Source organism: Mesobacillus harenae (genome assembly GCF_013343715.1).
GTDB lineage: Bacteria > Bacillota > Bacilli > Bacillales > Cytobacillaceae > Mesobacillus_A > Mesobacillus_A harenae.
This window is the reverse complement of record NZ_JABUNR010000017.1, coordinates 72,665-90,834: the sequence shown is the minus strand read 5'-3', so window position 1 is coordinate 90,834 and position 18,170 is coordinate 72,665. Positions and strand designations below refer to the sequence as shown.

Annotated in this window: 17 protein-coding genes; 6 read left to right on the top strand and 11 right to left on the bottom strand. The window is 39.8% G+C overall.

The features are described 5' to 3' along the window. Positions 1-318: 318 nt before the first annotated feature. Positions 319-543, bottom strand: coding sequence for a hypothetical protein (locus HRJ06_RS19095; RefSeq protein ID WP_174734568.1), 225 nt, complete (start codon positions 541-543; stop codon positions 319-321). 133 nt (positions 544-676) lie between these two features. Here HRJ06_RS19095 and pdaB point away from each other — a divergent pair, with 133 nt between their 5' ends. Then, entirely contained in the window at positions 677-1,429 is a 753-nt protein-coding gene (gene pdaB / locus HRJ06_RS19090) for a polysaccharide deacetylase family sporulation protein PdaB (protein ID WP_174734567.1), read from the top strand. Positions 1,430-1,436: 7 nt separating this feature from the next. Here the strand turns inward: pdaB and HRJ06_RS19085 are convergent, their stop codons facing one another. Then, positions 1,437-2,078, bottom strand: coding sequence for a KinB-signaling pathway activation protein (locus HRJ06_RS19085; protein WP_174734566.1), 642 nt, complete (start codon positions 2,076-2,078; stop codon positions 1,437-1,439). A 170-nt stretch (positions 2,079-2,248) separates the two neighbouring features. Between HRJ06_RS19085 and gerD the strand changes: the two genes are divergently transcribed. After that, positions 2,249-2,827, top strand: a complete 579-nt coding sequence (gerD, locus tag HRJ06_RS19080) for a spore germination lipoprotein GerD (protein ID WP_174734565.1) — start codon at positions 2,249-2,251, stop codon at positions 2,825-2,827. A 221-nt stretch (positions 2,828-3,048) separates the two neighbouring features. On the opposite strand, the gene HRJ06_RS19075 is transcribed toward gerD, so the two are convergent. From HRJ06_RS19075 to HRJ06_RS19065, 3 genes are all read right to left on the bottom strand, one after another. Then, positions 3,049-4,101 (bottom strand): Mrp/NBP35 family ATP-binding protein, encoded by a 1,053-nt coding sequence (locus HRJ06_RS19075; protein WP_174734564.1) that lies wholly within the window; start codon positions 4,099-4,101, stop codon positions 3,049-3,051. Between the two features lie 205 nt (positions 4,102-4,306). Then, positions 4,307-5,020: an N-acetylmuramoyl-L-alanine amidase CwlD gene (cwlD, locus tag HRJ06_RS19070; protein ID WP_174734563.1), complete on the bottom strand. Its 714-nt coding sequence runs from the start codon at positions 5,018-5,020 to the stop codon at positions 4,307-4,309. A gap of 73 nt (positions 5,021-5,093) precedes the next feature. After that, positions 5,094-5,537, bottom strand: coding sequence for a YbaK family protein (locus HRJ06_RS19065; protein WP_174734562.1), 444 nt, complete (start codon positions 5,535-5,537; stop codon positions 5,094-5,096). An 838-nt stretch (positions 5,538-6,375) separates the two neighbouring features. Between HRJ06_RS19065 and HRJ06_RS19060 the strand changes: the two genes are divergently transcribed. Both HRJ06_RS19060 and HRJ06_RS19055 read left to right on the top strand, forming a co-directional pair. Then, the gene (locus tag HRJ06_RS19060; RefSeq protein ID WP_174734561.1) at positions 6,376-6,543 is read left to right on the top strand and encodes a hypothetical protein; all 168 of its coding nucleotides are present in this window, start codon (positions 6,376-6,378) and stop codon (positions 6,541-6,543) included. Between the two features lie 294 nt (positions 6,544-6,837). After that, positions 6,838-7,842, top strand: a complete 1,005-nt coding sequence (locus HRJ06_RS19055; RefSeq protein ID WP_174734573.1) for a DUF3231 family protein — start codon at positions 6,838-6,840, stop codon at positions 7,840-7,842. A gap of 868 nt (positions 7,843-8,710) precedes the next feature. Here HRJ06_RS19055 and HRJ06_RS19050 read toward each other — a convergent pair. Next, complete coding sequence (locus HRJ06_RS19050) at positions 8,711-9,139, bottom strand: CHRD domain-containing protein (protein WP_174734560.1); 429 nt, start codon at positions 9,137-9,139, stop codon at positions 8,711-8,713. 386 nt (positions 9,140-9,525) lie between these two features. Here HRJ06_RS19050 and HRJ06_RS19045 point away from each other — a divergent pair, with 386 nt between their 5' ends. After that, on the top strand, positions 9,526-10,536 hold the full coding sequence (locus tag HRJ06_RS19045) for a DUF3231 family protein (RefSeq protein WP_174734559.1): 1,011 nt from the start codon (positions 9,526-9,528) through the stop codon (positions 10,534-10,536). Positions 10,537-10,545: 9 nt separating this feature from the next. After that, positions 10,546-10,998: a hypothetical protein gene (locus HRJ06_RS19040; RefSeq protein ID WP_174734558.1), complete on the top strand. Its 453-nt coding sequence runs from the start codon at positions 10,546-10,548 to the stop codon at positions 10,996-10,998. A 507-nt stretch (positions 10,999-11,505) separates the two neighbouring features. Here HRJ06_RS19040 and HRJ06_RS19035 read toward each other — a convergent pair. From HRJ06_RS19035 to HRJ06_RS19015, 5 genes are all read right to left on the bottom strand, one after another. After that, positions 11,506-13,083, bottom strand: a complete 1,578-nt coding sequence (locus HRJ06_RS19035; RefSeq protein WP_174734557.1) for a SagB family peptide dehydrogenase — start codon at positions 13,081-13,083, stop codon at positions 11,506-11,508. 21 nt (positions 13,084-13,104) lie between these two features. Further along, positions 13,105-15,051 carry a TOMM precursor leader peptide-binding protein gene (locus HRJ06_RS19030; protein ID WP_174734556.1) on the bottom strand — a complete coding sequence of 649 codons (1,947 nt, stop codon included), beginning with the start codon at positions 15,049-15,051 and terminating at the stop codon, positions 13,105-13,107. After that, a complete protein-coding gene (locus tag HRJ06_RS19025) occupies positions 15,048-17,003 on the bottom strand; it encodes a putative thiazole-containing bacteriocin maturation protein (protein ID WP_174734555.1) in 1,956 nt (651 codons plus the stop codon). Before HRJ06_RS19025 ends, HRJ06_RS19030 begins: the two co-directional genes overlap by 4 nt. Before the next feature lie 154 nt (positions 17,004-17,157). Then, complete coding sequence (locus tag HRJ06_RS19020; RefSeq protein ID WP_338421126.1) at positions 17,158-17,442, bottom strand: heterocycloanthracin/sonorensin family bacteriocin; 285 nt, start codon at positions 17,440-17,442, stop codon at positions 17,158-17,160. A gap of 481 nt (positions 17,443-17,923) precedes the next feature. Further along, entirely contained in the window at positions 17,924-18,145 is a 222-nt protein-coding gene (locus tag HRJ06_RS19015; RefSeq protein ID WP_174734553.1) for a hypothetical protein, read from the bottom strand. Positions 18,146-18,170: the final 25 nt, after the last annotated feature.

Below are 18,170 nucleotides of genomic sequence, written 5' to 3'. Positions count from 1 at the left end.
GTCCTGAGCCAGGATCAAACTCTCCAAAAAAGAGTATGAGTTTAGCTCATAATTTAAAACGTTGGCTAGTGATCTTCATAAATGAAGTCACTATAAATATTGTTTGTTGACGCTTGTTTGTTTAGTTTTCAAAGAACAATTTAATTTATTGCGACGCCTAGAAGCGACTTTATAAATATAACATGTTGTTTTTTAAAAGTCAACAACATTTTTAATTCTTAGTCACTCGGTAGAAGCGACGTTTAATAATATAACATGCTCATTAATCTATGTCAACTATATTTCTTCCAAACAGTCCACGATAACTCCCTGCTTAACTCATTGGCTTTTTGTTTGCTGCGATGGCATATACTTTATACATTCATTGGCGGGGGCCACTCGTTTAAAAAGCGAAAATAATATTTGATAACGTTCCCGCATTGTTCTTTTAATTCTGCCGTCAATTCTCTCATCATTTAAATCATATAAGATCTCATCCATCTCTCGCTTCAGTAAGTATTCAATTTCTTTTGCTTCCTTTTCATTAATCATTATTCCAAGCATAAAAACACTCCTTGAAGTTGATAGTTATCGTAGTCTTTCCAAACAACTATCCTTTTATAAATTTTATTCGGCATATCTTTTTAAATTGGACATAGAAATTAGACTAGGAGTGTATTGGACGAGGTGAGAGAAGATGAATTTTTTTTATGTGCTGAATGGAAAAACCATTAAACAAGTTTTCATTGTGATTATTGCTGCACTTTTTACTTCCTGGTATCTGTACATTGAAAATATTGTACAACTTCCTGCTTTTTCAACGAAAGATGGACCAAAAGCGGTATACAAAGGAGATGAAGACTTAGCGTTAACTTTTAATATTGGCTGGGGGGATGAAAAGGCTGAACCGATTCTTGATGTTTTAAAAGCAGAAAAAGTCCAGACAGCAACTTTCTTCCTTGCAGGAGCTTGGGCAGAACGACACCCTGATCTCGTTAACAGAATTGTAAAAGAAGGATATGAAATCGGAATGCTCGGTTATGAGTATAAGGATTACTCTGAACTTGAGGAGTCTAAAATTAGACAGGATATGCTAAGGGCACAAGATGCCTTTAAAAAATTAAATGTGAAAAATATTGAACTGTTACGGGCACCCACGGGACATTTTGATCAGAAGACCCTAAAAATCGCCGAGCGACTCGGGTACACAGTCGTACATTGGAGCCTAGACTCTAAAGACTGGACTAATCCTGGTGTTGAGAAGATTGTCAGCAATGTTAAGAATGCAAAAAAGGGTGATATTATTTTAATGCATGCCTCCGACTCAGCTAAACAAACAGCAAGCGCTTTGCCTCTTATTTTTAAAGAACTAAAAAATAAAAATCTTGATTTGGTAACAGTGTCTGAAATGCTTGCTAATGCTGAAGCGAAATCCAAAGAAATAAAATAACCGTCCATTAAGCTTTGGACGGTTTTTTTTGTATCTTCTGTCGTTCAAGGGCAGACTTGTTATTTAGCTTATGAAGGATTAACATTTGATAAGCGTTGCATGCGAGCAGCGGGATCAGCATCAAATATAACCATCCTGATTCATTAACTCTAAGAACGGGAACCCATTCAATAACTGTGACGACGACCATAAAAAATAAAGCAGGGATAAACGCCTCTTTATTAGTCTGTCTCGCTTTGAGAAAGGCGACAATCAAGCCAACAGCTAAAACAAGTAAAGCTAAACCAATATAACCAAAGATACCCTCGCCTGGTTCTGCAAACGCACTGAATCGAAGGTAAACAAGGTCAAACAACACGAATGCAATGATTACAACCTGAACCCAATTCCATAGATAGACCGATTTGAATATCCCTAATCCAAAACGGTGAATCGTTAAGTAAGCAAAAAAACCCATCTGGCTTAGTATACTAAATATAAGTCCGATACCAATTAACCATAGGAGAACCGATAAAATCTCCATTATGTTGAAGTTGACGAAGATTGGTTTAAATTCGTCCCAACGAATGATAAATCCTGCGATACTAGTTGTGATTCCGCCTACAAGCAGCGTAGACAAAAATAAATTTACCCAGTTACGGCTATTCACCTTTTTTCCCCCGAATCATAAAGCAGCATATAGCGCTCTTTAAGAATAAAACTCCCCTCTGATTGTACCAACCAGTAATAGAAAAATCTAGCCATTCTGTTTTAAACGTATAATTTTCCCCGTTTTTCTTATCCTAATATTGAGGATTGTTTGCGAAAGGGGATTATAATATGTACAAGAACCTACCATACTGGCTCCTCCCCGTATTCCTTGTGTTTGTACTGTCTGGCTGTGCTCAAACTGAAGCAAGCGGACCACAGATGGATTATGAAGAAACAAAGAAGATGGTTGTCGATATTTTGAAAACAGATGATGGAAAAAAAGCCGTAGAAGAGATCATGGCAGATTCATCCGTTAAAGAACAGCTAATCATGGATAATGCTGTTGTTTCAGACACCATTCAAAAGACACTAACTTCAAATAAGGGCACAGAGTTTTGGAAAAAGTCATTCGAAGACCCAAAGTTTGCAGAAAGCATGGCAAAGGGCATGCAGTCAGAACATGAAAAGCTAATAAAGGATTTAATGAATGACCCTGCATATCGAGGAATGCTCATTGAGGTATTGAAGGATCCGGAATTGGAAAAAGAATTTGCTGATTTAATGGAGAGCAAAAGGTATAGGGAGCATATGCAAACCGTGATTACTGAAACCTTTGAAAGTCCTATATTTAAAGCTAAGCTACAGGATTTAATGGTGAAAGCTGCTGGAGAAATACAAGCAGGAGAAGAAGCAAAAGAAAAAGAATAGGGACATTAGCAAAAGGTTTAAAAAGGTACTAAGTAAAGCGCAAGCGCCTTGAACAGCCCTGATAAGCGCTGGAGGGGACAGGAGGTGAAGTCGTTCTTTGACTTCATCAGCTGGACCGAAGCACTCGAGGGGCTAGGCGCTGAAGCTAGACAGTAGTCAATGCCCCAAATTTTATACTTTCTTATCAAAAAAGCCTCTCCAGGTTGGAGAGGCTTTTTTAGCTATTCTAAAATCGCAACGATTTTCTGTGCCATATTTGTATAAATTGCGCCTAATTTGTGATCTTCTTGATATACAGAGGGAGCAAAATCATCTTCGTTCCAATCCGGCTGGGATAATGGAAGTCTGCCAAGCAGGTCTGTATTCAGCTCTTCAGCGAGCTTTTCTCCGCCGCCTTTTCCAAAGACATACTCTTTTTCACCTGTTAGTTTACTTTCAAAGTAGGCCATGTTTTCGATAACACCTAAAATTTCATGTTCAGTCCTCAATGCCATTGCACCTGCACGGGCAGCTACGAAGGCAGCAGTAGGGTGCGGGGTTGTGACAATGACTTCTTTACAAGCTGGAAGCATTGTATGAACATCTAAAGCGACATCTCCAGTCCCCGGTGGCAGATCTAATAGAAGGTAATCCAGTTCTCCCCACTCCACCTCATTGAAAAAGCTGTTCAGCATTTTTCCAAGCATTGGTCCGCGCCAAATAATCGGAGCATTATCCTCAACAAAGAATCCCATTGAGATAACTTTTACCCCAAACCTTTCAACTGGAAAAATCCTTTCCCCTCGTACGACTGGGCGTTGAGTTATTCCCATCATATCAGGAACGCTGAAACCGTAGATATCAGCATCAACCAGTCCTACCTTTTTTCCAAGACGAGCAAGAGAAACAGCAAGGTTTACCGAAACAGTCGACTTTCCGACACCGCCTTTACCACTAGCAACTGCAATAAAGGTTGTTTTGCTGCCAGGAGACAACAGACTGTCTGTTTCTTCTGCTTTTTCAACTTGGTGCTTGGCCAATTCTTCCGCTGGCAGTTCAGAAAATCTTAATCCTACTGATTTAGCACCATTTTCTTTTAACAGGTTAACAATTTGTGTTTGAAGCTGAAGCTGTTCTGCCGTACCTGTTTTAGCTAAGGCAATCTTAACGCTTACATGGTTTTTCTCCTCTTTAATTGAGATTTCAAGTACAGCATTTACTTCTCCAAGTGTTTTATGTAAAAATGGCTCTTTAAGATCGTTTAATAGTCCTCGAACTTGCGTTTCAGTTAACATTACAGCACCACCCTTTATATTGTTCAATTCATCATAAGTATAACATAGCCGGTTTAAACGACACTGTTATACAAATCACACTTTTTTCATTTACTCCTTATTATAAACATAATAATCATACAGATAAAAGGTGCAAGCCTTAAGTCCGGCAATGTAACCTCAATAGAAAGAAAGTTCTCTTATAAAAAAGAGAAGGTGAATACACTCACCTTCCTGTCTTTCGCTCATTAGTGAAGTAGCGCAAAACACCCTGATAAACAGAGGCAGCAACTTTTTCTTGATAGTCATCTCTTTTTAACAACTGCTCTTCCTCCGGGTTGGAAAGAAATCCGATTTCAACCAGCACCCCAGGTTTATTTGTATTTTTTAATAGGTAGATGTTATTAGCTGCTTTTGCTTTTCGATCTGTGTTTCCTAAATTCCTGCGAAGCTCGTCTTGAACGAACTTAGCCGCCCTTTTACTTTCTGGAAATTGGGTTGAGTAAAAGGTCTGAGCTCCTCGCCATCTCGATGAGGGAATGGCATTTAAATGCATTGTTATAAATAAATCTGCATCGGATTCATTTAGTTTTTCAAGGCGCCTCTTTAAATCCTGTACTTTTCTTCGACTATACCCCTTCAACCCTGCATCTGCAAGATCAATATCTGTTTCCCTTGTCATTAAAACAAGCGCACCTTGCTGCTGAAGATAATCACGCAGTTTAAGCGATACACTCAGTGAGATATCTTTTTCAAAACCGCCCTTATTTCCAGCTCCTGGATCAACACCTCCATGTCCAGGGTCGATGTATATCACCATCCCCGTCAAAGGAAGGTTCCACGATTCCCAAGAATTTTCGTCATCAAAGTCTTGTTGCAGCAAAAAAAACAATATGACTAGCCCAATGGCAAATAAACTTTTTTTGTATCTGTTCCTCACAGCCCTTTCATCCTCCCCAGCTCGTCCGCTATGCTATTTCAATATATGGGCTTAGCTGGGTGTTTAGAACAGATTAGTGCATCTTCAATTTGTACCGCTTCTCTCCTCTTTGATAGCCCTCTCTCCACCAGCTGTCAACGTATTGTTCACAAAGATAGTAAAGAGATTCACTCTGAATGCCCTCATCTCCACCTGCCCAATATAGGAAGAAGTTATAAAGTGTATCCACGATATGTTTCTCCTCTTTATGGCACCGTTCTCTAGCCTCATTCATTGCCTCACCATAATATCCGAACCGGCTAAATTTCGCCCCTAGGAGATAGGCTTCAATTGCTACATCATAACAAGCCTCTTCAATGCCCTCATTCATAACCAAACTGGATGTCAGCCTGCTGGATCCAAAGTAATGACGAACGCGTTCTTTTAGTATTTTTATCGATAATTCGCGGAGAATTGACCGCTCGTATTTAATTTGTTTTTCTCTTTTCTTCTCTTTAAAGGTAGTTATTACATTCAATATACTCTCACCCCTTAAAGGGTAGTTTCTGACCTTCTTGAAAGAGAAATACAAGCATTCCCGCCGTTTCATTTTCCAATTTCTCCGGCACTTTCCTGAAACAAAAGCGGAAGTGGCTTGTCCAGCCCCGACAAGCGCCGGAGGACCTGAGGGTGAAGTCGCTTTTTGACTTCATCAACAGGGCCGAAGCGACCTCGAGGGGCTAGCCGCTGAAGCTGGATGAAACAAAAACGGAAGCGGCTTGTCCAGAAACGAGCCAACTGGAGACTCCGACAAAAGAAGCGCTTTTTGCTTCTGCCAGAGGAGTTGAAGTTGGCCGAGCTTCTAGCCGCTTGAGCTGGATGAATATAAAAGCGGAAGCGGCTTGTTAGTCCCGACAACTTTTATTGCGAACCGGCTGTTTAACTTCGACAAACTCTTGAGAATATGAAGGTGAAGTCGATCTTTAACTTCATCTGCAAGGTCGAAGCGACTTTAGGAGTTAGGAGGCGTAATTGGAAGAGCGTTTGAGGACCTGAGGGTGAAGTCGGTTTGATTTTAAAATCTATTCGTTGAGTAAATTAGGCCATACGAGAGTAACCTCCTCTTAATGAAAATCAGAAAAAATATCGGTAAATATGTTTGGTGGTCAGAATGTGGTCAAAATAACCTATGCTTGTTTAACTAAAGGGTGCTTATGTTTAAGATCAGCTGCCAAACCAGGCAGGTTAGTGAAATTAGTGAATATTAGTTTCGGTTAATGAAACATTTAATTGGAATAAATCGTAAGTATGATAATTAGTTTATGTAAAGAATTAACTGAGAATATAAGGTTGCCATAAGGGGGAGGAGATATTTTATGAATAACGATGACGATAAGAAACAATCAGAAAATAATATAGGTAGAAGCAAAAGTGAACGATTTTGGGATATGTTTATTACAGGTGGTTGGTCTTCTTTTGAGAAAGAGTGGAAAAATTCAAAGAGTTCATTGCATATAATCTTTATGTTTTGGTCCCTATTTTAACGGCAGGTATCATTGTACTATTAGCAATAGTGGCAAGTAATATATTTAATTAAACCTAATAGATTTAACTGCAATTAAAATAACGAGTAGTGAATATATGTTCTTAAAGCACTTTTTTGTAGAACTTCTTATTAAAGTAAAGGGACAGGTTAGTTTAACAAAGGTTTTTGATTTAATGCGATTAACAATTCGATATCATAACAACCTCTTTGCTTCTCCACAAAGAAAGTAGCATAAATTTTATAAACTACTTCTGTACATACTAAGAAAAAAGTAGAGGAGTCTTGAGTGAAAATGGAGCATAATCCAAAGCTTATATGTTCAGAAATTGCAGCATTGTGGAGTGCTTATATGCAGAATTCAATGTCCTATTGTATAGTTCAGCATTTTGCCAATGTAAATGAAGATGCAGATAGTAGGGACATTATTCAAACCGCTTTAACAAATTGTAATTTTGTTGTAAACGAAGTTAAACAGATATTTGAAAAAGAACATCATGCAATACCTATTGGATTCACACATAAAGATGTAAACTTAAATGCGAGTCGAGTATATTCAGACCTTTTTACCTTACGGTATATTAAATACATGGCTGCCGCTGGAACGGCAGCGGCGGCAGCTTTCCTCGAAGTATTGGCACGAAACGATGTGAGAGAATTTTTTTCGAAAACTTCCGAGATGTTTATGAAACTATACAATGATACTTGTGACTTACTTTTAAAAAAAGGTGCATTTATCCGTTCACCTACCATAGCTCCAATGGAAAAAGCTGAATACCTTCAGGGTGAATCATTTTTATCAGGGTTAATAGGTAGACATCGTCCTTTAACTGCCATTGAACTAGCCCATATTTGTAAAAATACTGAAACAAATTCTATTGGAAGAACATTTATAGTCGGGTTTTCCCAAACTGCTCAATCACCTGAAGTTAGACAATATATGGAGAGAGGTGCAGAAATAGCAGCTAAGCATGAAACTGTGTTTAGACAAATATTAGTAGAGGATGGAATGCCATTACCAAGTACATGGGATTCAACAATCTCACAATCAACTGATGCACCTTTTTCAGATAAGTTAATGATGTTTCAAGCCAATAGTCTAACTGCCCTTAGCGTAGCTGGTTATGGGGCAGCTATTGGTGGAAGTCTTAGAAAGGATTTAGGTGGACATTACACAAGGCTAGTGGCTGAAATACTTCAATATGCAAATAATGGTGTTAAATTGATGATTGAAAACAGATGGATGGAACAACCTCCGCAAAATATAGACAGAGAAGCATTAAGAAACAGAACTGTTTAATGGTAAGCGATAGTAACTAAGACAGTGATTTGCTTTTGCGAATCACTGTCAATTTTGTTATACAGATAACTGATTTTTTATTATACCCAGTGACACTTTAAATTTCATTTGTTTGGGAAATATTGTGATGGATTTCACTTAAACTAAAGGATGCAATAGTTGAAGGTTAAGATCGCTGCGGCTATCATTAATATCAACTGGTTATCATTGGAATTGAATATCTATATTAAGAAGTCGGTAAGGCTGCCTTTTTAAAATTAGAAATTATATAACTGAATAAAAAGGGCAAGGAATATAAGTGAGAAAAAGGCGACCTAAATTTAATTTGTAAGAAATTAGGAGGATTCTTATGTTAGTAAATTTTAAAGATAAGAGAGAACCCGTTTTCTTTTACCGACAAGATTATTCAGATAGATCACCCATCCTTTCATTGGTTAAGGAAAAAGCTCCATTCAGTATTTTTCTTGACCCTTAAGGAGAGGAGCGAGTCATTGGAAGGTTTCATCAATGTGAATACACTATCGAAATCAATAACTTTGCGTTAAGGGAAAGTTTGAGTGTTAGTATAGACTGCGAAGAAAATACTGTAAAGTATTTGAAGCTGTAGCTATGGAACCTGTTATTAAACTAAATGAGGGCAAGAGTTAGAGATAGAGATCGCTTCGGCGGTCCTTTTTTGCTTATTGTGCTAACGGGGCAGAATAGTAAGGAAGCAAATATCCTTATTTCCTATAATAAATCACATTATTTAAAAGATGTTGCTATGGGATTCTCGATTTGTAATAAATAGATAAAAAAGGATGACTAAAAAAATTCCTGATGCGAAACCTTTTGAGCCATCATCTTAATAAACTAACAGTTTGGAAATTTAAATTGGTACAATTTGACCTCTAATCTCACCTGAGGGATTTTGTTCAGTATGAGCATTAACATAAGTTAATTCTTGTTCCATGAATTTTAATAAATCTTCTACAGTTTCTATACCTACGTCATTTTCTACAATATCGTCATCCTTAATAATTCCTGTAACAACACCTCTTCTTGTCGTAATACCATTTTGTTCCTCAAGCGTTTCTAAGTCAGCACCAAAAAGAAATACTACTATAGGTCCATTTTCACCACGTCTTCCAAAGTGGATATGTGCTTGAACAAAGTTTTTTATGTTTTCAACTTCTAGTGCAAACTTTATCTTAGTTCTTTTTTTATTAGCTACAAATTTTGCAAAACCAAAAGCATTAGTTTCTACAGAAGGGACTTCGTTTTCACCTTTTAATCTTGCCTTAAAGAATTTTAGCATGTCAATCACCTTTCTTTCATGTATTTAATACAGTCTATGAAAGGTAATTTTGATTTGTATAGGTGGGGTAACTAAAGAACTTTTAGTTTAAATAATTGAAATGAAAATAAAAATAATTGTGTAAATTAGCGCTTTATTGCAGCAAAAAAAATGTTAATAACTATTAGAATATATCAAGAGTTTACTTAAGCTAACGGGTTCTTTAGTCCGGGTAGGATTAAGATACTTTTTTGCTGAAATCTTTATTGAACTAACGAAGCAGGATAAGAAATAAAGAAAGCTTTCCTTAATTCTTTTTATGAAAAAAAAGTCTGTCCTTGTATTTATAATTATAAACACGGTCCATTTGGATAAACTATTTTAGACAAATTACAGGAGGTATTTATATGGAAACCAGCGACCATAAAACCAAGATAAGTGCATCTGAACTCGCAAACCTGTGGACACAATATATTAATGACAGCTTAGCCCGTTGTATGTTTCGCTATTTTCTTAATCATGTTCAGGATAAAGATATTATTCAGGTGCTACAATATGCCCTTGAACTAACTGAAATACACCTTCAAAAGGTTGAAGAATTTTTAACAACAGAAGGTTATCCAATACCAAAAGGATTTACAGATGAAGATGTTACCGTAGAAGCACCTCCTTTATTTACTGATACCTATATAATTGTTTACCTTCATATCATGGCTATTCACGGATTGACTAGATACGCAGGTGCAATAGGCAATGTCATTCGGGAAGATCAGAGGAAATACTTTATTGGAGTTATTTCTGAAACGTTGGAATTGTATGATAAGGCGTCTAAAGTCCTTACAGATAAAGGAATTATTAGCAGACCACCTAGTTTTAACAATCAACAGAAAGTTGAGTTTATAAAGAAACAAAATTTTTTAGTAGGTTGGTTAGGAAAACGCAGACCAATAAGTGCAGTAGAAATAAGTGGTACCTTTCTTAATTTGCAGAAAACAATGACAAAGATTGTTCTAGAATTAGCATTCAGTCAAGTGGTTAAGTCTAAAGAAGTTAGAAAATATATGGAAAGGGCTAGGTCACTCTGCAACGACCACTTTAAAATCCTATCTTCAATGTTAATTGAAGAAAATTTACACATTCCTAGGACATTTGAGTCAGAGGTGACTGATTCAACAATTCCGCCTTTTTCAGATAAGCTTATGATGTTTCATGTATCATCACTACTCTCTTCTGCTATTGGTTATTACGGTGAGGCAATGGCAATAAGCCAACGAAGGGATTTAGCAGCTGATTACGCAAAAATGATTGCAGAGATTGGATTGTTAGCTGAAGACGGCATGAATCTATTAATAGAAAATGAGTGGATGGAACAGCCCCCTCTAGCAACAGATCATGAGGACTTGGCAAAAAATAAATGATGTAAGGAGATGGAAAAAAAAGATAAAATAATTGAGAGTATTTTGTGGAGCATAGCCTTGCCTGGCTTTTCACAAATATTAAATGGTCGGCTTATAAAAGGCTTTTTATTTATTGGAATGGAGTTTGTTATCAACGTAATGGCAAACTTTAATGAAATTATACGTATGAGTTTTATTGGAGATATAGAGGGTGCGGTTTCACAAACAGATTATCAGTGGCTTATGTTTTATCCCTGTTTATACTTCTTTGCGATGTGGGATGCCTTTAAAGATGCAGGAGGAGGAAAAAACCCTTATTCCTATCTTCCCTTCTTTTGTTCCGCATTCCTTGTGACTGTAGGAATTATGTATTCAGCACAAGCGAAAGTTTTTGGGATATTATTGGGGTCGGTGTGGTTTCCTATGTTGTGTGTTATGCCTGGATTAATACTAGGTTTTTTTCTAAAAAGAGTATTAAAATGACATCAAGGATAAACCAATTGTTTATCCTTTTAATTTTTTCTTCAACTTACTGGTGCAGTAATGAATTGAGTACTGGGTACTCGTTATAAAAGGTTACATAGGGATTTTTAAAAGCAACATTTTTTACTTATGATAGGAAAATTGTGAACGATTTCACTTAAACGGGTGCGATAGTTTAACAAGAAATCAACATTCTACTTTAACAGAGTATTTTTAAGAGAATTCGATTTTATCCGTTAATTAGGATTGATTGCTGATCAGTTTTTTCATTGACAATTAGTCAATCCCCTATAAATCTACTGACATAATCGTTTGTCCTAAATAACTCCACTGTCTTTCCCTATTAAAACCAAGTTAAAAAGAAACAGCACTCGCCAGATGGTGGAGTGCTGTTTTAAATATGGATGTCATTTCATCTTATGTTGAGTATATGGACACTTTAATGGAATGATGATCAGAGTAGTTTTTCCTAACCTATAACTAAGTACATATTGCCATATACCTTAATTAGCTGTGCAAACTTCCCCTCAGCCAAGGACGAGGGCGATAGGGACCAATTGGGATTTGGATTAGGCTGGTCTTTCCTTGTTGATCCATTTTATAAAGTTCATCACTCAAATTCGCGTCAAATCCAAGAAGCGGGTGCCCTCCCATCCCGAGAGCTGATGCAGCCAAAAGCAATCGTTGCACGAGCATGCCTGCTTCCATCTGTTGGATTCGGTAGCCCCTGTATCCTAGTTCTGTTTTATAGAATTCCTTGTCACCAGCCACATGCAGGCAAAGTGGTACCTGGAGCAAATTCACATTATCCAGAGACATTCCAGTCTGCAAATGGAGTCGATGGTCTCCTGGGCATATTTCTCTTAACGTGTGTTCTGTGCTGTCATAATAATACGCCCCATTTGAAATACCTTCAACATTATATAAACAGCTGTAAATTGTTACACGAGGGACGTTACTCCTATATGCTTCATCCAAATCATTTCGGTATGAAAAAGAAGCCGTTGCTTCTAGGAAAAGGGTGGCCAGTTGTTGTTGACTCACCATCCCCAAAACGAAATCCATGTCGGGAGAAAACCGGTTTCCGCAGGCCTCGGCTAGATCATACGACAGGGGCTCTTTATGAGGCAATGCCACCGCGGGATCCACACGTTCCACAATTCCCCTCCCCTCGATCACCCGAAATGACCATGTGGAATCCAGCTTAGAAGCTTCGTTCATCGCAGTTATCATCGGATATTCTTTGACACTAAGTGACCTCTCGAAATGTTCTGGTTGAATCGTTGGCAGCTCTTGTCTCAATTCCTCCGATCTAACATTTTCGTAAAGGTCCCTTCCGTTAGTAGACCAGATGGTGGCTTCCACCGATAGTGGGATTACACTATATACGCTCTCCTCCTGTTCGGATAGTCCAAGCAGATGATTGATTGCGGTATCAAGAAATTGAAAGTACACCCCTGAGGCGAAGCCAAACCGTTTCGCTACCTCCATTAACTGTCCAATCAGCACACCAGCATCCAACCCTTGGAGTCGGTACGCAAAGTTGTTGTATTTAAAGAAATTTTTCCAAACCATTGTCGACACAAAGACAATACCAAAACACGAGGAGATGTCACACCGATTGCCCAGAGCCCTGGCTAAATAGGAATCGAAATTCCCTTCCCGCAGCAATACCAGGCTATGGTGTGCTACATCATAATGGTAGACTCCATCAGGGAGTCCCTCTACCTTCAAATACACGTACAATTCGTTAGGGTACAACGCTCCACCAGAAGGAGCAAACCGCCGATACGACTGCAAAGGGTAGGAATCTTGCTCTGTGGAATCCAATGGAAAGACTGATTGGCTCAATTGAGTAAAACCGAATACATACCAGAGAAAATGACCGACTCTATTAAGGTCCAGTCTTGCGGGAGGTTCTCCTCCAGTAAGCGTCAGCGGTACTTCCGTGGACAATGGAACAACCGGTAATCCACGGTAGAGTTTATATGCAAGCGGTGCATCCTCCCAATCCGCTTCCCAGTTCGGCTGATTTGCCTTATCAATATCAAAATGCAAATTGTGCAGAAATTCTTCCAGACTCATCCTCTACCTCCTAATCACTGCTTAAGGAAACGGATGCGGATGTGGATTGAGTTGTTCTGATGTCAATGGTTTATTCGTATACCCAAGCTCCATAGGGACTCGGAGTACCCTCTCAAGCCCTGTCAGGCGGGTAAGGTGATGCCCGAATGTCATCGGCAGCATCCCCGGAATCAGTACTTTTACGCAATACAATCCGTTTCGTATCGTTTCCGGTGTCGTCTGGTTTACTATAAATACTTCAAGGTTTAACTGACGGAACACCTGAAGGATGTCTTGCAAATCATCGGTAAGATCCGTATGATTCGACTTCCACTTAAACTCCTCTTTAAAAGTTCGCATTGGGCCATTGTCGTCAAGCAAAAAGCTTAAGCGCTCTTCTGCTTGCTGCAAACCGTACAGCATGCCGTGGTCATCCATCTGCCGCACCAGGGAAGAATCATGCAGCATTCTTTCATACTCCTCCTGGTTCGCCTGAAATTTTTCATCAAGGTTCAGCATCATGCCAGCAAGCTCGTGAACCGCGCTTTTCACCGCCCGTACCGGATCCAGATGAGCTCCGGCCGCACAGATGAGATTCAATCCCTTTTCCTTTTTGTTTTTAGCCATTGCCCAAATACTTGGAATACCGTGTTCCATCGTGGAGTTATACAAATACAAATCATACCCAGCGACCGCTCGCATCCGTTCGACCATTAATTCCAACTCCTGGTCGTCAGCTGTAAAAGGATCCAGTCGCGGAAGGTTCAGCTTCGCGTACCAAGTCATCAGGAATGAATCACGCTCGACCACTTCCATAATTCCGTAAAAAATGGCCTCCTCTAAACTTCCTCCTAGCGCACATCCATTGGAAGTTTCATAGACAAAACCTTGTGACCCGCATCCAACACTGTAATAGGCAAGGAGCTCTGGAACCAGAATTGGACGCTCTTCTATCAACGAATAACCCCATACCCAATTAATAGAACGGTCAGGATCAAACGATTTAAATGGAAAACCAGGCTGCGCATATTGTTCCTTTGCGTGTACGCCTACCTTCAATGGATTGAGCGCTTGATTTTCCAGGTTACGAAAACTATCATGGATTACTGTCCGTTTGCCACGTGGCTCTAAACCGCAGTGCCGCTCCAATCCCTCTAAAATGGCTGTCAACACGCTTTCTGCGTATGAATGAGTCCGGCCAGCTGTTCCCTCGTCCCCGGCAAACATAGGCAGATTGACACTCGCATCAGCAAATGGAGGTACTAGGTCATACATTTTACTATTCAAAAGGCCAGTACGATTATCCAGATAGTCTTTGACAATAACTTTTTTCATATCATCCAACGGACGGCAGCGGAAACTGCTGGAACTGATTTTCGGACTTGGCTGCAGTGAAATTCGGGCTAATGTCTGTGAATCGTCGGGTAATTCACCACAGAATAGGCACAACGGGTTGGGCAGAAAAGAATGCCATGAGCTCTTCAGTGTTTTCAAGTCAATTAGATATACCTTACCTTCCGAATAAGCCTGATCACCTTGTAATAAATTCTGTACCTCAACCCCAATCAGGTAAGCCATTTGTAATAGTCCGGTACTTGAAGCCCACGGGTCACTTCCCATTCCTCCGGCCACAGCCAGCCTCTGTTGCACCTCCCACATCTCTGTGCGGTCACGTCCGCCCATGAGACGTCTCATGTCCGCACATTGAGAGCAACCTGCTGCACCTGGTCGTACGAGCGGACCAACTACACCTTCTCCAAATGAAACGAAGCCTCTGAGCCAGGGAGTACCAGTCTTTCGTAACACTTCTTCCGCCTTTTGATGAACAGAGGGTTCCCAACCATCATCCAAAAAAAGGGCCAAATCAGTATTTTTTGGAACTCCTTCCTCAAAATTGGACTTACGAATAACTAGATGGTGTGCTGACAGTTCTTCGCTTACACGGTCCGCCAGCACCCCTTCTCCGACAACCAACACGAAGGAACTCAATGTGATTCCTCCTCTCGCAGCAAAACACCAAACACTCCATCTAGTTGCTCTTTAAAAACAGGTTCAAGCCCTAATTCGAATACTAAGACCCGTTTTCCATTCCGTTCCAATATTTCCATGGCTCCCTGTAGGGTGTCCGCTTGTATCCTCTCTTCACACGCAGGAATGCTAAGACTAACCGGCATCTTCTCTTCCAAAAGTACGGACGTTACCTCACAGGCTAGTTCATTAGAGGAATCCGATTTGTTTTGCACTTTGATAAGTACCTGCTGTAATGCCTTCTGTAACGCCATTGTTATATTTAAATCTGCACTGCCATACCATCCATTTTTCGTACCTACCCATACTACAGGAAAACCGGATACTTCCTTTCCTGTTCCGATAATTGGTGCTCCCTGAATCGTAGTTAGTGCCTCTAAATAGAACCGGCATCTCTCATCTTCTATAAAACTCAACTGTACTCGAGAAACAGAATACTTCTGATTAAGTAGTTGCTTGCTAAGCTCCTCTGCCAAACACTTTTGCAACCCACGGCCAACACCTTCCACAAACGATTCACCAGCTCCAACCCCGACAATTTCCTCCGGTACTACTGCACTTCCATCAACATTTTTATTGGGTGGCAGAGTACTAACGATCAAACTGACCATTCGCGACACATACGTTTCAATTCCAGTTAGTCCTGCTTCTCTTCGTGCCTCCTCATGAGTCAAACCTGAACAGACAATGTCTTGCATCAACTCAGCTGGCCCCTCAGACAACGGGTCGACTGCCTGAACGCGACACTGAGCTAACGGAAGCTGCTTTAAATCTCCCTCCTCCCAAATATGGAAGATTCCTGATTCCTCTGATGTAAACTGGTTGAAATAAAGAAGTAATTTACCTGATTCAACTTTCTCTAAGCCTATTTGGAGCCGGCTTTCGACATCTTCAACCCATTCAGCAGATATACCGCTTGTTACCAGTGGATGAGGCAAAAATGAATGCCAGTTTCCCTCCAAAGTATCCAAATTTAAAAGAAAAATCCTATTCTTCTGTTCCAACCCCATTACTCCTGTAACCTCTTTAAACAACTCAAATACGATCACATTGGCTAACAATGATCCCGGAGTGGCAGAGAAGGCAGGGTATTGCTCATTTTTGAATAAGACAGAACGGTGTAAACGGCGCCATGCTGTCTCCCAACACACTTCGGAATCTGGATGTACTAATGGACCTGCTAAACCTACCTGCTGCAGGCATATAGCGGGGAGAAACATTTTCTTCTCTTCTCTGCAAACTGTATGAAGATATCTAAGTTCCTCTAGCTCTCCCTCCTGACTCACATACAAAATCGTATCAAAGGGCTTCACTATTTCTCGCCAACCCTCCTTCTTTTGCGGAACCTCCTTTAAGTCAACCTCTGGGTCTATTTGCCGTGCATGTTCCACGAGTTCTTTTAACCTGTGTTTATTGGTCGGAACCTCATCTGTGATTAGCACTTGGACCTTAGTCAATCCGGATTCAATCAACGAAGAAACCAATGAATTTAAAATAGGACCAGATCCAACTGCCAGCACTTTGGCCTGACGAAAAACTTGAAAACGGGCCGCCCCAGAACCAACTAAATTGTCCACAAATTCAATTTGGGATGCATGCTTTTTAAGAATATTATCTGACAACTGATGCGGAAGGTCCTGGCTTAAATCTCGAGCATACCCATTCGTATATAGCACTTCTGCAATTTCAAATACCCGATCCCGGTAGGGGCCAGGCAATCCGTTAGTCAAATGCCCTAACGTATACTCCCCATTGAACATCGGTAACAGCTTTTCAACCCACTGATCGATCCCACTGCCTTCGATACGGAATGAACTTAAGTTGTTTCGAAAATACACACCTCTGTTTGGTTCAGGGAGATAAAACGTGTCCCTTTTCACTTTCAGACGCATAGAAGGGTTCAAATTTGCCATCTCTTTCCTCCTTACCCCATGTGCCATAACTATTCAATGTCACTGCTACCATCGTATGTAGAGCAATTTGTCCGTTATGTCTTATATTATAGAGAAAGACCCCTGCAACAATGCAGGGGACCTTCCCACCTAAAAAACAAAACTATTAACCGGCTTAGCTGCCTCCACCGCCGCAGCGACCGCCGCCACCACAACGGCCCCCGCCACCGCATCTGGAGCAACGTGAGCAACGTGAGCATCGAGAACAGTTAAAGCAGTTAAAGCAACTAAAGCAATTAAAGCAGTTAAAACAGCTAAAGCATCTAAAACAGCTAAAACAACTAAAGCATCGGCCAAAACCTAATCCCAAACCAATGAATTGTCGATCCTGATCGGTATAGTACTGATTTTGATCCCAAGGGACTGCCTGAGTCGCTTGGAAATCGCCAACATTCAACATTTGAAGTTCACTTTGGAAATCATTCATTTTCTTTCCTCCTCAAACAAATTAACCAGGGGTGCCAGAAACTTGAAACGGGACAGCCGAGTTAAATCGAAAAAGAACTGTGTACCAGAAGATACATTAAATATTTCGAATACTCCTCAACAAATTATGTCCAGTAGATGGGTATTGTTACTGATACAAAAGCCTAATTTCACGGAACTGGAAAAACCGTTCAAAACGAAAACAGGATGATTATAAAAAAACAAAAAACCGGCCCCTACATTCTTTTACTGATTAAAACAGCACAGCCGTACTAATAGCACGGCTAAAATTGGTCTTATTTTGGTCTTGTTATGGTTTCCATGTAACTGTGTTTGTAGCTACTGCTAATAAGTCCTCTAGTGTATCGCCTTCACCTTTAAATTTGATTTCTATTTCCTCTTGTTTTAACTGGTTCAGTGTTTTACTAAAAACGATTTAAAGCAGTTCTTACATTTTAAATTGAAATACCTTTACCACATTTTTTTGCAATAGAATCCAAACTAGTTATAACTTGTCCAGGCTCAACACTGTAGGGTTTTCCTTGCCATTCCCACTCTCTATTTTGATGATTTACCATCGTAAGAAGCGTAATTAAGATTGTTTTTTGTTCGGGTGTAGATTCTAACCATATTGGTTTATCCAATAAATTCCGATGAACTTTAACCCATCCTGCCATATCACATTCACCTGCTTATGCTTCG